The organism is Paenibacillus sp. CH40 (assembly GCF_024213605.1).
Classification (GTDB): domain Bacteria; phylum Bacillota; class Bacilli; order Paenibacillales; family Paenibacillaceae; genus Paenibacillus; species Paenibacillus polymyxa_B.
The window spans coordinates 136,192-151,065 of sequence record NZ_JANAVQ010000006.1; the positions used below are offsets into that span (position 1 = coordinate 136,192).

At 42.5% G+C, this 14,874-nt stretch carries 17 protein-coding genes and 1 pseudogene; 10 read left to right on the forward strand and 8 right to left on the reverse strand.

Annotation, left to right across the window (positions count from 1 at the left end):
• Positions 1-53 precede the first annotated feature (53 nt).
• Positions 54-1,046, reverse strand: coding sequence for a YiiG family protein (locus NLX73_RS18270; RefSeq protein ID WP_254326916.1), 993 nt, complete (start codon positions 1,044-1,046; stop codon positions 54-56).
• 434 nt (positions 1,047-1,480) lie between these two features.
• On the opposite strand from NLX73_RS18270, the pseudogene NLX73_RS18275 reads away from it, so the two are divergent.
• Positions 1,481-1,651: pseudogene (locus NLX73_RS18275) on the forward strand (transcriptional regulator); the annotation flags it as partial.
• Positions 1,652-1,821: 170 nt separating this feature from the next.
• On the opposite strand, the gene NLX73_RS18280 reads toward NLX73_RS18275, so the two are convergent.
• Positions 1,822-2,340, reverse strand: a complete 519-nt coding sequence (locus NLX73_RS18280; protein ID WP_069290956.1) for a DUF3231 family protein — start codon at positions 2,338-2,340, stop codon at positions 1,822-1,824.
• 155 nt (positions 2,341-2,495) lie between these two features.
• On the opposite strand from NLX73_RS18280, the gene NLX73_RS18285 reads away from it, so the two are divergent.
• Complete coding sequence (locus NLX73_RS18285; protein WP_254326917.1) at positions 2,496-2,738, forward strand: WGxxGxxG family protein; 243 nt, start codon at positions 2,496-2,498, stop codon at positions 2,736-2,738.
• 361 nt (positions 2,739-3,099) lie between these two features.
• Here the strand turns inward: NLX73_RS18285 and NLX73_RS18290 are convergent, their stop codons facing one another.
• Both NLX73_RS18290 and NLX73_RS18295 read right to left on the reverse strand, forming a co-directional pair.
• Complete coding sequence (locus tag NLX73_RS18290) at positions 3,100-3,744, reverse strand: hypothetical protein (protein WP_254326918.1); 645 nt, start codon at positions 3,742-3,744, stop codon at positions 3,100-3,102.
• 275 nt (positions 3,745-4,019) lie between these two features.
• Positions 4,020-5,054: an SPRY domain-containing protein gene (locus NLX73_RS18295; RefSeq protein ID WP_254326919.1), complete on the reverse strand. Its 1,035-nt coding sequence runs from the start codon at positions 5,052-5,054 to the stop codon at positions 4,020-4,022.
• 530 nt (positions 5,055-5,584) lie between these two features.
• Here NLX73_RS18295 and NLX73_RS18300 point away from each other — a divergent pair.
• Positions 5,585-6,400 (forward strand): DUF2935 domain-containing protein, encoded by an 816-nt coding sequence (locus tag NLX73_RS18300; protein ID WP_103046830.1) that lies wholly within the window; start codon positions 5,585-5,587, stop codon positions 6,398-6,400.
• Between the two features lie 79 nt (positions 6,401-6,479).
• Here the strand turns inward: NLX73_RS18300 and NLX73_RS18305 are convergent, their stop codons facing one another.
• The 3 genes from NLX73_RS18305 to NLX73_RS18315 all read right to left on the reverse strand — a co-directional run bounded on the left by NLX73_RS18305 (position 6,480) and on the right by NLX73_RS18315 (position 8,455).
• Complete coding sequence (locus NLX73_RS18305; RefSeq protein ID WP_254326920.1) at positions 6,480-7,379, reverse strand: alpha/beta hydrolase family protein; 900 nt, start codon at positions 7,377-7,379, stop codon at positions 6,480-6,482.
• Between the two features lie 150 nt (positions 7,380-7,529).
• Positions 7,530-7,895 carry a cupin domain-containing protein gene (locus NLX73_RS18310; RefSeq protein WP_023986767.1) on the reverse strand — a complete coding sequence of 122 codons (366 nt, stop codon included), beginning with the start codon at positions 7,893-7,895 and terminating at the stop codon, positions 7,530-7,532.
• 17 nt (positions 7,896-7,912) lie between these two features.
• Positions 7,913-8,455: a GNAT family N-acetyltransferase gene (locus NLX73_RS18315; RefSeq protein WP_254326921.1), complete on the reverse strand. Its 543-nt coding sequence runs from the start codon at positions 8,453-8,455 to the stop codon at positions 7,913-7,915.
• A gap of 175 nt (positions 8,456-8,630) precedes the next feature.
• On the opposite strand from NLX73_RS18315, the gene NLX73_RS18320 reads away from it, so the two are divergent.
• From NLX73_RS18320 to NLX73_RS18335, 4 genes are read left to right on the forward strand one after another with little or no spacing between them, the layout of a single operon-like run.
• Positions 8,631-9,485, forward strand: coding sequence for an aminoglycoside 6-adenylyltransferase (locus tag NLX73_RS18320; RefSeq protein WP_254326922.1), 855 nt, complete (start codon positions 8,631-8,633; stop codon positions 9,483-9,485).
• Positions 9,469-10,062 (forward strand): dienelactone hydrolase family protein, encoded by a 594-nt coding sequence (locus NLX73_RS18325; RefSeq protein WP_254326923.1) that lies wholly within the window; start codon positions 9,469-9,471, stop codon positions 10,060-10,062. Before NLX73_RS18320 ends, NLX73_RS18325 begins: the two co-directional genes overlap by 17 nt.
• 58 nt (positions 10,063-10,120) lie before the next feature.
• Positions 10,121-10,987 carry a hypothetical protein gene (locus tag NLX73_RS18330; protein ID WP_254326924.1) on the forward strand — a complete coding sequence of 289 codons (867 nt, stop codon included), beginning with the start codon at positions 10,121-10,123 and terminating at the stop codon, positions 10,985-10,987.
• Positions 10,988-11,004: 17 nt separating this feature from the next.
• The gene (locus NLX73_RS18335; protein WP_254326925.1) at positions 11,005-11,247 is read left to right on the forward strand and encodes a hypothetical protein; all 243 of its coding nucleotides are present in this window, start codon (positions 11,005-11,007) and stop codon (positions 11,245-11,247) included.
• A gap of 24 nt (positions 11,248-11,271) precedes the next feature.
• Here the strand turns inward: NLX73_RS18335 and NLX73_RS18340 are convergent, their stop codons facing one another.
• Positions 11,272-11,961: an ArsR/SmtB family transcription factor gene (locus tag NLX73_RS18340; RefSeq protein ID WP_254326926.1), complete on the reverse strand. Its 690-nt coding sequence runs from the start codon at positions 11,959-11,961 to the stop codon at positions 11,272-11,274.
• 107 nt (positions 11,962-12,068) lie between these two features.
• Between NLX73_RS18340 and NLX73_RS18345 the strand changes: the two genes are divergently transcribed.
• The 3 genes from NLX73_RS18345 to NLX73_RS18355 all read left to right on the forward strand — a co-directional run bounded on the left by NLX73_RS18345 (position 12,069) and on the right by NLX73_RS18355 (position 14,834).
• Positions 12,069-12,716 carry a flavin reductase family protein gene (locus NLX73_RS18345; protein ID WP_483311707.1) on the forward strand — a complete coding sequence of 216 codons (648 nt, stop codon included), beginning with the start codon at positions 12,069-12,071 and terminating at the stop codon, positions 12,714-12,716.
• A 63-nt stretch (positions 12,717-12,779) separates the two neighbouring features.
• Complete coding sequence (locus tag NLX73_RS18350; RefSeq protein WP_254326927.1) at positions 12,780-13,397, forward strand: nucleotidyltransferase family protein; 618 nt, start codon at positions 12,780-12,782, stop codon at positions 13,395-13,397.
• Positions 13,398-13,541: 144 nt separating this feature from the next.
• Positions 13,542-14,834 (forward strand): homocysteine synthase, encoded by a 1,293-nt coding sequence (locus tag NLX73_RS18355; protein ID WP_023986774.1) that lies wholly within the window; start codon positions 13,542-13,544, stop codon positions 14,832-14,834.
• Positions 14,835-14,874 lie beyond the last annotated feature (40 nt).

Consider the following 14,874-nt stretch of genomic DNA (forward strand, 5'->3'; position numbering starts at 1 on the left):
GTTCGTTACCGGAACTCCGTATTTGTTTTCGCAGCCCCTATCGTTAGATACGCTTAATTTATTTCATTATATCGTTCGACTGCCTTGCTTAGCTTATAATTGAAATTCTCAGGTGTGCCATCCGTAGTGTTCAGGAACTGGCCGTTCAGGTCAGAATCAGATACAGGTTCCTTCTTATTGATGCGTTCAATGATTTTCGAAGCAGCCGCTTTTGCCTCAGTGGCTGAATCAACATAGTTCCTGATACTGAAGCTGTTAATCCCTTCTTTTTGAACTCGATTTTTGTCTTTTGAGATTGTCATGAGCGCACTCAGATCTGCGGTCATAATGTCGTATTTGGCTTTAAACTTCGTCATATCAAGCTGCAGCACATTGTCGGCGGTGATACCCTGCTCATCCATTTCAATGGCCGTAGCCTCGGCATCTATCATGAACTTCAAGGCATTATACCTGATCTGCTGGTCTGAATCCTTGAGTTTTTGCAGTTCAGCCAGACGCTGCTCGTTACCCAACTTTTGCATAGCCGTGAAGTATTGTTTGGAGACAGTCTCGTAAGCGAGATTGGCACTTACCAGCTTGGTATGCAGCTGTTTTCCTTTTGCGAAATCATCATCCACGTAGCCTTTTGTATCATAGTAGGTTTTCATCTCGTCCAGGACGGACAACAGATCATTGATGACCGGTGTCAGTTTGATCACTACGGGGTCTACGTTCGCAAAAGCAGGTTGGCTTGCGGTATAGCCGTTCGCTTTATCAATAACTTCCCGCTCAGTTTCAGCAACGCCGAGCATGATGAAGCTGAAGTTCTTCTCGATTACAGGCTGTGAATCAACTCCGAACTTCTCAAAATAATGAACCAGAACCTCATTGATTCTGCCTGTCATCAAGTTATTCAGCCTCACATACGCATTGTATTTTTCGATTTCTTTGCTCTCGCCGGACGTAAAACCTGCAGACGCTTGATCCACGGTGGATGTAATGGCAGAACAAGCGGACAACATTGCACCTAACATGATAATGGCAATAAAGAATGATAGCTTTCTCAAAATAGTGATTCCTCCGACTGAGTAATTAACGTGCTTTTCTTTTGTGAGATATTAGGGAGAGAACAACTGACATCTTCTGGTCGAATAAATTCCCTCTTCGCCGCATATCAATGTTGATTGTGAAACAATCTATTCAATTTTAAATTTATTTGGTGAATAGGTCTTGAGACTTGAGTAGCATAATTTTATAAATTTCTTTGTTGTTGACGATTGTTCTGCCAACTTCCTAAATGCTTGTATTCCTCTGGAACTGTCCCGCTCGTTAGCTTAACGTCGCCGTTCAGTCTACTAGCTTTCAGCAGGCCGCGTAAGATGCCAGCTATTAAGGATCTGGAGATAAAGACGGGGGGCGCACAGAGGACATAAAAATTAGGCTGCTTGCTTTAGAGTAAGATAACTATATTTATGGGGGCGGATAATTCTACACTACGGGACTAGGTTATCATACACTAAATAATGAGACTTATTTTATAAACTGCTTGGGCTTGTTTTTGCATTTTCGGGATTATGCGGTTCCTGAAACCAAAGCAGCATTTTTAAATTTTATTGAAAAGGTGTGGATGAACAATGTTGAGAAAAATGATACTGCTAATCATCGCGGGTAGCTTTTTGTTTATTGTTACTGTACCTGTTCACTCACATGATATACCGCCTCAATAACAGGTCGGAGGTTCTTAAACGTAAGCAAAGTAAATCCCCGCAAACCTTAACTGGTCGGCGGGGATTTTTGTTGAACGATCTAAGGAAAAGTGTGTTAAAGAATTATGCTGGAATTTTAGGCTTTAACTGGTTCAGGTCTTTTTAATTGAAGAGGAGGAGGTATTAGCCAACCCTTTTCTTTGTTCATTTTTAGAATACGGACTCCCAAAGCAGTCTTAGTTAGATGATATTTCGCAAATAAAGCCCCGATGTCTTCTCTAATGGATTGACCCATAGCTTGGCTACAAGACGTCAATCCCACAGAGGTATCTAATGCGATTTTAGCTGCAATTTCGGGATCAGTAAACCTTGCACCAACCGGGATATCCTCAAGTTTCACAGGGGGTCTTTCAGGCAAAATAGGAGCTGGGGCAATCCCATTATCAGTAAGCATTGCGTCGCATTCTTGGATTTCTAGTTTAGCTTGATCAATAAGATCATCCAGTACTTTTTTGAGCTCTTTGTCTCCTGCGTGGTTTAAGCATGCTTGGTAAAATGAAACGCTGCCTTTCGCTAACGCTGAAAACTGCCACACACTATAAACTTCTCCGTAATGCATGGGCTCGTCTTTTGGATTCCCGCTTAGGATACCCATTATAAAAACCACTCCTTTTTTAATTTTAATGATATACAAATTTATGATTCCCAGTAGTGAAGATTTAATGTGTGTATAAGAAATAAGTTCTACTGGGCATGCTAAATACATTAAAAAATTGATTGAAAACACAAATCTAAAGGAGTGGTTTAGGTATGTTGAAAAAAATGAAGATAATGGTTGTTGTTGCATTAATGATTTCAAGCTTTGGAGCCGCAGTAGCATTTGCTGAAAACAGTCAAAACAATATGGGCACAAACGACAATGGTAGAACACAAATGTTAACTACTAATAATAATGATGACGATAATGATAATTGGGGATGGCTTGGTTTGTTGGGGTTGGTTGGATTGGCAGGTTTAAAACGTCGCGCGCCTGAAAACCACAATAAAAGATAATCGTAAATACAACTCAAAAACAACTTAACAATCCCCGCTAACCATACTTGGCTGGAGGGGATTGTTTTTATTCGAACTATGTCTTTAGACGGAAAATAAAGATTAAGACACCACTTTTGATCTCTGCGATGATGGCAAGTTTCTCTTTCGCGTTCAAAATATCGGCAACCTTTTGGTTTGACACTACCAGTTTCCTGAAAATTTTAAGTGAGCGCTATAGACGCTGCCAAGCAGATTAGCTTTCTATAATCACCCCAAAGGGTGGTATAGAAAGCTTTTTTATCGGTTTAATGATCCGTTAATACAACTATAAATGCAGTTCGGCATGTCGAACCGAAATACGTTCTCCTACAACTCAATGTTATTGATTTTCCTTCGTGAGAAAAGAAGCTGCTAACAATGTAGTATTCGTATAGCCACCTGAAACATTTTCATATGAAAAATTAGCGATAGGAACTCCAATAACTGAAGCAACGTCTCCTTCAAAAATCTCTCCACTTGCACCCGGATAAACTGCCATTACTGTATTATCATTTTCATCACTAATGTAAACGATCGCCGTTGTCCCTATAGGAATGTTATCTTCTTCTATGTCTATTACATCGCCGGTTATTTTTACAAATTTGTTTAAGTATAAATTCAGATTTTTATTTAAGTGTTTTGTTGTTACAGATTTGTCTACTAGATTAATGACTTTGCTTTTATCTGTGGAAGGAAATAAGTCACTATTTTTAACAATGAAGTCATAAGATGTTTGTTCCATAGAAGCTTGATCTTCTGTTAACACGGGTGTCCCATCCCTCATGAATTCGGCAAATGAATATTGCTTATCTGTGACCTGATTATCTGTAGAAGCTTGCTGAGCAGTATTTTCATTGCTTGTTGTTTGTTCAGTAGCAAAGGATGTACTTGAAGACCCAGACCTTGTCGTTGTTTCTTTAAAATTGCTTCCACAAGCTGTTAAAGCTACAGAAAGTAGAGCAATAGATAGAACTTTTTTTAACATGACGAATTCTCCTGTGTATCCTCATCGGTTGAGGTAGTTGCTCATTTTATCTTGTTACCTTTATTATCGAATATTAATGTTGAATATATAAGCAAAGCACAGCTTCCAGGCTTTTTGGAAGCCGTGCTTTTTTTATTGAAACAAACGATCTGCAAACCTTTAGTCTAGAAAAAATGTATCGTCCAGTATAGCAGTTTGGGCGTGATCTCGAGATTACAGTAAATGTAAAGAAGGACTTCATCGGCATGTTAGCCGACATGAAGCCCTTCATATGTTTATTTAGTTGAGTATTCGCTTACTTCAAATGTGAGGATTTTGTTGAAGATTACGTAGTCTTTGCGATTGCTGAATGGACCTTTGTTGTTATTGTGCTTGTCAATGGCAAAGAATGAAGCACCTCTACCAGCATCTTTAGCGTCATACCACGCGATGAAGGCATTGAGTTCTTTTTTACTCAGATCGAATTCTTTATCAAATCCATTGTCCATCGTTACAGTCAGAATGGCGCGGTCACCAGTTGGTTGGGAGGCCCCATCGGTATCTGACGGATCAGGCTTTGTAGATGGATCTGGTGTTGTAGATGGGTCAGGCTTTGTAGACGGATCTGGTTTAGTAGATGGATCCGGTGTTGTAGAAGGATCAGGCTTTGTAGACGGGTCAGGCTTTGTAGAAGGATCCGGTGTTGTAGAAGGATCAGGCTTTGTAGATGGGTCAGGTGTTGTAGATGTACCCGAATCTTGATAAGGTAAAAATCCTTCAGGAATAGGATATTTAAAATCGCTTGCTCCAAAATTAGCTTCGTAAGTCATATATCCACCAGTTCCATTCATGACCATCGGGAAGACCTGTGTTCCTTCTAGTTCAGATGGTTTAACGGTGTTGGCTCCTAGGAAAACGCCATTCTTGTACCAAACAATTTTATCGTTATCTAAGTCCAGTGCAACACCGATAACATCATTAAGTCCAAACGTAGGACCGTAAGCTGTTCGTACATCTGATGTAATATTATTTATAATTTGACCACTATAACCGTAGTATGCTTGATATTTCGGACCAGATTCACCTGTTATTCCTACTAATGAAATACTGTGGCTAACCTTTACTTCCCAATACCATTTTCCTTTTGTTTTTCCTACTGTCGCTTTGTCGCTTTGTCCTACGTTCCCAAGAGTAGTTACTACAGACCCGTTTTTCCAAGTTACATTAGTAGTCTCAGCTTTTGTAACGGTAGGGAACAATGAGAACACCGAAGCTCCAATGAGAAGGGCTAACACTATTGTTCCTAGTTTTTTGAATAAAATATTTTTCATGACTTCCTCCTAAATATATGTAATAACAAGTGAATTATAGAATTAGATTGGGAGAATTGTCCAAACATTAAATGATATATATTCAAATATGAGTATTATTATGGAATTTAATTTTTCCCGGAGGAACGTAGGTCGTCGAAAGTATAAAGGCACTAGTCTTTCGATTGGAGGTTTCGAAGAAACATCCGGTTAAGCTTCGTAACAAACAATGGATATATGATACATACACAGAAATGTTTAAAGCGGAAGGAATCCATATGTGGTTCACCGAATGGAATATTTGAGGTGATCGTCGTGAAACGCACATATAAAGCAAGGAGAAAACCCTAAATGATCTAATAACTCCGACGGTCAATAGCCAGTATAGAGAAATATTTCACGTACATAAATAAGGCAACAGAGTTACGAGTCACAATAGCTCAACTTCGGAATTAGATTGTATGAGGCGTAGGATTCGATATTCATAATGACAAGGCATATCCCATATGACTAAGTAAGTGCTTTTTTGCTCACATAGAGGAGGGATATGATTGGATGCATTCGTTTCACGCTCATTAGATGAAATACGATTTTGGTCCAGGATCATGAAGGAGCATTCCTTTTTTCTGGGGTTAGGTTTTCGAGCGGAAGATACTCAACTTAAAACAGAAGCCAATCGGTTCTACGCCATTTTTGAGGATATTGAGAAAAGGTCGCATGAATTTAATACCGAGACAGATCCTTATACAATCAAAGAGTTTAATACGGAAGTTCAGAATGCGGCGACGAATATTTGGGCATTTAAGAGAATGGTATTGGGCCTTATATTACAATGCAAACTTCCTGGGCAAACCAATTTTCCCTTACTGGTAGATCACGTAAGCCGGGAAGCCAATTATTTCAGAAATCGTTTAGGGGAACTCAATTCAGGAAAGCTTGAACCATTACCTGATGCAATTATTGATGAAAATGTATTTTTCTTAAAAATCATGGCTGATCACGCAAAATTTATAGGCCATTTGCTTGATCCATCCGAGCGTAAACTGGTTGAACAAGCTAGGGAGTTTAGTAATGATTTTGATATGCTGATGTTTCAAGCGATTGATTTAAGTCATATGCGGCCACAGTCACAAACCGTTCCACTCCTGAGTCAATTTGTTGATGAAAATCGTGTCTCTGTGAAGTCCTTGCGTGATTTTAAGAAAACAGCGCGTGATTTAATCGACGAGTGCCGAATAAAAAGCATTATCCATCCTTTATTGGCCGATCATGTATTTCGTGAAGCAGAGAGGTTCCTTTTTATTCTCGATATGTTTGATCAATCCTTATCAGGTGTTAAGGTGAATAAGAGAGAAATCATGCACTGAGATAACCTAGCAAAAAATCCAACAGCGGCAGACCAAGACCTGAAAAATAAAGTCTTAGACAGCCGCTGTTATCATTCAACTAACGTGTATGAGTACATAGAAAATCCAATATGTCAGCATTAAGCTTCCTATGGAAATGTTCGCGATCAAAGCCGGGAGGGTCTTGCGATGGGAGAAAGGCCGAAGTCCTCATCGATTCCGGGAAAGGACTCAGAAAGGAGAAATGTCCGGCGTTTTTTACGGTTTTGTATTGTACCTTCTTAGGATCTGGCACGCCATCCAATATTATACGCGCATGCAAAGAAGGAGTGTACTGATCCTTCTCTGCATCCATCATTAAGATAGGTAGATTAACCGCACGCAGGCTACCTTCAGCTCGAAACCAGACCGACGCTGGTGCGAGTAAAACGAGGCATTTTACTCGGTGATTTGGTGTAGCCTCTATAAGCTGAGGTTTCCCATCCGGGGTCTCGTGAGGAAAAGAAGTCGGTACGCCACCCACCGCTGCTAATGCCGTGTAACCGCCCATGGAATGTCCAATGAGCGACACAGCATTCTGTATTAATTTGTCCTTGAACAGCATGCTGTCGAAAAACCAGTCGGTGGCCATATTAAGGTGTCTAGGTCTATAGATAAGATTCTGGGCTGTTCCTTCCAAACTATTGTCATTACGATTGTTAAATGGATGCTCTGGAATGCCGACAATAAAACCGTTGCGTGCTAAATGCTGCGCCAAAATCCGATACACAAGCGGCGTACTGCCAGTACCGTGAGAGATGATAACCAAAGGGAACCTTCCTTCCGATGGCTCTGCCTCTCTCGCCAACTCTAACTGGTATGGACCCAATCGCTCTATTTGTTCGGGCTCGTCCGCTGGATACATTACCATCATGGGAAATGTAATGCCTAGGGAGGAATCCTTTATTTCTACTTCTCGCCATCCTGCATAACTATTCTTAAATTCTGCGTTTCTTATCATCCACCATACGTTTCCTTTCTCGAATTTTTGTTTAACTATCCTCCTGCCCGTTGCTTAGTGAAAAAATAGACAGCTGCCGAGTGTATACGGCTCCATTTTCGAGCAGCCTCAATTTCTCTTGTTCACTATCTTCTAATTATTGTTATATATTTAAATCCAAATATCATTGACTGCCGTTAATTCTGACTCCGCTCCTCCAGTATTTACTACACCTCTCGGCTCTACTAGCATGATATGGCACTCTTCATGTGCGAAAGGCTTGTGTTCGACCCCCTTAGGTACAATAAACATTTCTCCCTGAGAAACCTGTACCCGTCCATCTCTAAAATCAATGAACATCTCGCCCTCAAGTACAATAAAGACCTCGTCGGTATCTTGATGATCGTGCCATACAAAATCCCCGACTATTTTCACCAATTTAAATTGATAGTCATTCATTTCACCAATAACTTTCGGAGACCAATGATCACTAAATTTAGATAACTTTTCATGCAGTTTGATTGATTGATACTTCATAATACCCTCCTTTTAAACTAGATATCCTCAGACGGATTTATAATCGCCAGTACCTGGTGATCCTCCCACTTTCCGTTGATCTTTACGTTGCTTCGAGAGATGCCTTCTTTGTGAAAGCCAGCCTTCTCAAGCACACGGATGGATCCTGGATTCCGAGGAGAGGCTTCCCCGAAGATCCGGTGAAACTTTAGCTCATCGAAAGCATAGCGAACCACCTGCTTCACCGCCTCCGTCGTATAACCCTTGCCGTTATATGCTTGGTCTAGGCTGTATCCGATCATACAGCTCTGAAGCGGTCCTCTCACCACAAAAGATAGACCTATGCTGCCTATAATCCGGTCGTCCTCCTTGTGGCATACCACAAAGGAATATTTCCGATCCTCCATCATGTCGGTCTTGCTCTTAATAATCGTCTGGAGCTGGTACTCCTCCGTATAGTACTTCTCTTGGTTGTTTGGCGAAAACTTATCATAGAACTCCTGATTGCGCTTGTACATTGCTGCCAACTCTGCGGCGTCCGTCTCCTCAGAGAACCGGATGTATACTCGCTGCTCCGACATTTGCACCATCCTTCCAAACTGTAATATTGAAAGAATTATATCACAGGCTGAAGATTGGGAAATGATTTGATGATTGGTGTATATCAGGCAGCATTCCTTTGAATGTTAACTAAAAATATATACCGTAATTATTGGATTGGATATAATGTTTTCTAAAAAAGGAGGATATATTGTAATGAATAATGCTTACGAAGTGCTTGAGGAGCGTATATCCGAATGGGGACTCTCTAATGAGGAAATTATTGCGGTTTATATCGTTGGGTCCCGGGCAAGAGAGGACAAACCTTTTGATGAGTTTTCTGACTTGGATGTAGTCGTCTTTTCAACGAATCCAGATTACTATCTTCAAAATGATCAATGGTTGTTAAGCATCGGCAAGGTTTGGACCAGCTTTATGTTTCGAACGGCAAAAGGAGATCCGGAAAAACTCGTTCTCTTTGACCAAGGGGCTGAGGTTGATTTTCTATTCCGTCATACCTCTGATCTGGATCATATAATCAAAAATGGACGTATTCCTGAAGGATTTCAGCGGGGGGTCAGGATGCTGCTCGATAAGACGGGAAATGGAAACCACATCATCCCTCAATCCACAACGATCCCGGATACTCCTCCGATATCTGAAGGTGCTTATCTACAGGTTGTTAACATGTATTGCTTCGCCTCTCTCTATGTGGCTAAACAAATTTTGCGCAATGATCTGTGGGTAGCTAAGCAAAGAGATATGGACTGTAAACAATTATTGCTGCAAATGATAGAGTGGCATGCAAAAGCTGTACATGGATGGGAATATGATACTTGGCATGCAGGAAAATTCATAAATGAATGGGCTGACCAAGATGTCGTTGCTGATTTGAAAAAATCTTTTGGGGAATATGATACCAATCATAGTTGGGAAGCACTGGTCGTATCCTTTGAGTTGTTCAAACGATTATCCTCGGAAGTGGCAGCTAAGTATAAATACGCGTATCCGGATGAATTATTTTCCCATATCCAATCCTGGTTAGGGGGACAACATGATAAGCATAGATAAAAAGTCGGACACCCTAATTGTTGTGCTGCATGAGATTTATGGGATTAACCAGCATATACAAAATTTTTGTAGCCTATTATCAGATCAGGGTTATGACGTCATTTGTCCAAATTTACTAGGCAAGGAAACGCCTTATGACTATTCGCAAGAGGAAACTGCCTACACCAATTTTATGGAGAATGTAGGATTTGACCGCGCTTTCTATCATATCGAAAGTTTATTATTAAGTAATCGAGCTCGTTATAAAAAGGTATTTATCGTCGGATTTAGCATAGGGGCAACGATTGCCTGGCTGTGTAGTAAAGAAAAGTATGTTGATGGAATCGTAGGATACTATGGCTCTCGTATTAGAAATTATTTAGAAATAGCTCCACATGGTCCAATACTGCTTTTTTTCCCACAGGAAGAACCATCATTTAATGTGGATGAGCTCATTTCAACTTTAGACAACCGTAATATCCGGGTACATAAATTCAGTGGACAGCACGGATTCAGTGACCCGTACTCTCCCCGATATAACGTACACTCAGCTCAGCAATCATTTGAAGAAATGGTAGAGTTCTTCAAGGAAGGTTGATCAATGAACAGTTCATCTAGCCCACACCTTTTTCATTGTTCTGGGGAAACGCACAGTCATGATGTGCGGATTAGTCATATGTATATACATCATTGACTATGAAAAGGGGATGTATGTGGCTGTGGCTACCTTTTATCAAGCCTTCAAGTTGAAGAGTCGGATTTGGCGAACGATGCTAAAGCGGAACGGAGTAACAGGGATTGGAGTAGGCTATGCTGATCCTAACAGACCCGCAAAGGGTGCGGCGATTGTGTTATATACCTTGAGAAATCTTTCGGCTGTGACGCAAACCAAATTGCAGGCAGTAACCCATAATATAAGTCGGGCTTCTGCAGTACCTATCCGAATTTTAGGTGTGGGTTCCTTCAAAAGGGAAGCGGCGGCTCCTACCCAAACGAACCCTCGCCAAAGATGGCGCCCCGTGCCCGGTGCGGTCAGTGTAGGAACGACGGTTCCCACCACTGCAGGAGGAACCGGAGGACTCATTGTTATTAAGAATAATACTTTGTTTATTTTGAGTAATGCCCATGTTCTAGTCCCGACGAATACAAACCAATTTCACAATACCATTCAGCCTTCCCCGGCAGATGGGGGCAGAACGGCGGATCAGATCGGGAGAGCTTTTCAATTTGTCCCGCTTACTACGACAGGTGTTAACTTTCAGGACTCCGCCATCGCTATTGCCAATTCAAACAGTCTGCTTAACCCGAGGTATCTGATTAACCAGAGTGGTGGCCTCATTACCGTACCCGGGCACTTATTGAGCTACCGTCTGGGAATGACGTTTAAAAGAATGGCTAAAACCAACGGCTTCGCCAGAGGAGTCGTGGAGGCGATTCGGGAATCAAGATTTTCCGTGATCAAACCGTCATTCGTTTTACCCAGGGACGAACTGGGCCTGGAGATTCGGGTTCCGTATGGCTGAATGACAGTAACGATCGGTTGAACAACTATGCGGCCGCGGTCCATTTTGCCGGATCTACAGACGGAACGCGTTCTACATCTTTCCCGATTGAACGAGCGATGAGAACGTACGGAACCTTGGTCGCCATCCCGGCTGGAGCTGGAAGATATAAAGCAGGTGTAGCAAAAGGAAAGGCTCCAAAAAACAATTATGCCTATGTCCGTCCAATGACGAGAAAACAACTGGCCTTGTCTCCAATCATAAAATCCAATGCGGAATAAGAGAAGGACTAGAACTATGATGATCTAGTCGACTTCTATCGAAAATATCTCTTTAAAACCTTTTTTACCATCGGCTGTAATACGTATCGCTCGGGTTGTGGGCAGACGCTCGATCCAATTTAATTCGAATAATCTGTCTAGAACAGCACTTCCTAAAGCACCTGCAAGGTGATGGCGTCGTTCACTCCAATCCAGGCATTTATGTGAGAAGGAGCGGCGCTTTTGTCTTGTTTTTTTTAGATCAATCTGAAAGTCAGTGAAGAAAGCCTCTCCTGGTTCCGTGATATGAAGCCCGTCCTGATCTTCGAAAAGAATCCCCTTTTGAATGAAAAAATTCATGATCTGCACGCCTAAATGCCCCGCAATATGATCGTAGCAAGTTCTTGCCAACCGTATGGCCTCGTCTTCGGAGGCTTGTTTGAATGATTTAATCTGAACGGGCGGAGCTATGGATAAAAGTGATTCCATCACTCGGGCCACTTCGGGGTTTTGAATGCCATAATAACGGTGCCGCCCTTGTTTCTCCACAGTAACGATTTGAGCCTCGGTCATTTTAGCCAAATGGAAGCTGGCGGTTTGCGGTTTGATGCCTGCCATATGGGCCAATTCGCTTGCCGTATGAAATCTGCCGTCTAATAAAGCGGTGAGTATAGCTGCGCGGGAAGGCTCGCTGACGAGAGAAGCAATCATGGCTACATTTGATTTGGTGCTCATGGCACAGTTATCCCCCTTTGTAATCCATACTTCGATGAAAGTTAAAGTATTTACATTTTATAATAAGGAGGAAGACATGAACAGAAGGTGAAGGGATGATAGACCAAATGAATCAAATAAATGAAATAAATCAGATGAATCAGATGAATCTCAGCCCAGGCATTAAAACGATTAACCCTAGCATTTTATATTACGGAACCCCTGTGATTTTACTCAACACGCTGAATGAGGATGGAACGACCAATATTAGCCCTATTTCCTCCTCATGGGCATTAGGAGATTGTGTGGTACTAGGCATTGGAATAGGCGGAAAAGCATTTGAAAATATGAAGCGGCATCCCGAATGTGTAATTAACGTTCCGGGACCTTCTATGTGGGAAAATGTAGAACGTTTGGCTCCTTATACAGGCAAGAATCCTGTTCCAGCGGAAAAGAAGAAAAATGGATTTACATATCAAAAAGATAAATATGAAGTCAGTGGACTAACTTCGATTGACTCGAGTTTGGTCAAACCCGACCGAATCAGAGAATGCCCTATTCAAATTGAAGCCAAGGTGAAGGAGGTACGGATTCCTGAGCATTCTCCTTATTTTGCAATCGTCGAAACCCAAGCTGTACAGGTGCATGTTCATCAGGATATGATCCTCGGTGAGAACCATATTGATCCGGCAAAGTGGAGCCCGCTCATCTATAACTTCCGCCATTATTTCGGCCTTGGGGAGCAGTTGGGCAAAACCTTCCGGTCTGAAACCTGATGATATAATGAAATGTAAATAAATCCTGATGAAGCATTTATTTTAGAAAATGGAGGGTACAAGTTGAAAACCAATTTCTCTGTTTATAATCAGGATCTTGCTGTTCAGATGGATGGTCTAACCCGGATTATAGAGTCAAACCCTATGCTGGATGCAGTGTTGCAGAAAGCAGTTGAGTTAGAAATAAAGCATTATTACGTAGGTGCCGGGTGTATTGCGCAAAGTGTCTGGAATCACCTGCTCGGCTTGCCCCTTCAACATGGGATTAACGATGTTGATTTTGTGTATTATGATGCCGACGTATCGTATGACAAAGAATGCGAGGTGATCCATAACGTCAGGGAACAGTTTGGAGATATGGATATGCCTGTCCGTCTGGATATTAAAAATCAGGCGCGCGTTCACTTGTGGTATGAACAGCATTTTGGCTATACGATCCAACCGTATAACTCTCTAGAGGAAGCTATCAATACGTGGCCTACGACTGCTACGGCCTTAGGCGTGCGAAGGACAGAGGGCGGAGCTTGGAAAGTTTACGCCCCTTTTGGATTAAATGATCTGTTTGGGTTGATCGTGAGGGCTAATAAAGTCCAGATAACCCAAGAGATATACAATAACAAGGTACAAAGATGGAGAGCCAATTGGCCGGGACTAAGAGTTATTCCTTGGGAGTTGAATTGAACATTTTAATATATCCTATCTGAATAATGAGAATTATCTTCCCAAATCGTTCTTTTTGTGCGAGAATGATTGAAAAATCATCCATGAGTACGCATACAGGAAGAGACGATTCATACAGCACGTATAACAAGGGAGGAAATAATCATGTCAGAAGAACGCAAGCTGTCATTCGAAACTCTGGCTGTCCATGCCGGACAACAAATTGATCCTACTACCTTTGCCCGCGCCGTTCCGTTGTATCAAACCACTTCATATGGATTTCGGGATGCGGAGCATGCGGCTGATTTGTTCTCGCTGAAAGAATTCGGCAACATTTATACGCGTCTGATGAATCCGACCACGGATGTATTCGAGCAACGGATCGCCGCGTTGGAAGGCGGGGCTGGCGCGTTGGCAACGGCTTCGGGAGCGGCGGCAATTTCCTTCTCCATCCTGAATATTGCGGGAGCTGGGGATGAAATTGTGTCGGCCTCCAGTCTGTATGGCGGTACATATAATCTATTTTCTACAACACTGCCGAAATTGGGCATTAAAGTACATTTTGTCGATTCGGATGACCCAGAGAACTTCCGCAAAGCCATTACAGATAAGACGAAGGCATTATTTGCCGAAACGATTGGCAACCCACAGGGCAATGTGCTGGATGTGGAAGCTGTAGCGGCGATTGCGCATGAATATGGTATTCCGCTGATTGTGGATAACACGTTCCCAAGTCCTTACTTGTTGCGTCCTATCGAATACGGAGCGGACATTGTTGTGCATTCTGCAACGAAGTTTATTGGCGGGCACGGCACGTCTATTGGTGGGGTGATCGTGGACAGCGGCAAGTTTGACTGGAAAGCGAGTGGTCGTTTCCCGGGGCTGACTGAGCCGGACCCGAGCTACCACGGAGTTGTTTACACCGAGGCGGTGGGGCCTATCGCATATATTATCAAGGCACGGGTCCAATTGCTGCGGGACTTGGGAGCGGCCATTTCTCCGTTTAATTCATGGCTGCTGCTTCAGGGCTTGGAGACACTTCATCTGCGGTTGGAAAGACATAGTCAAAATGCCTTGAAGGTAGCGCAATATCTCGAAGGCCACAAGGATGTGGAGTGGGTCAGCTACACCGGCCTGCCAAGCCACCCGTCCTACGAATTAGCTCAGAAATACTTGCCAAAGGGACAGGGAGCGATTCTGACCTTCGGTATTAAAGGTGGAAGCCAAGCGGGAAGCAAGCTAATTGCGAATGTAAAGCTATTTTCTCATTTGGCGAATGTGGGTGATTCCAAGTCTTTGATTATTCATCCGGCAAGCACAACGCACCAGCAGTTGAATGTGGAAGAACAGGTCGCTGCCGGAGTCAAACCGGAGCTTCTACGTCTATCTGTCGGGACAGAAGCGATAGACGATATTTTGTACGATCTGGAGCAGGCGATCGCGGCCAGCCAGCAGTAATTATCAGTAGTTTGCGGCTTGTTAAGCCAGGTATGATAGA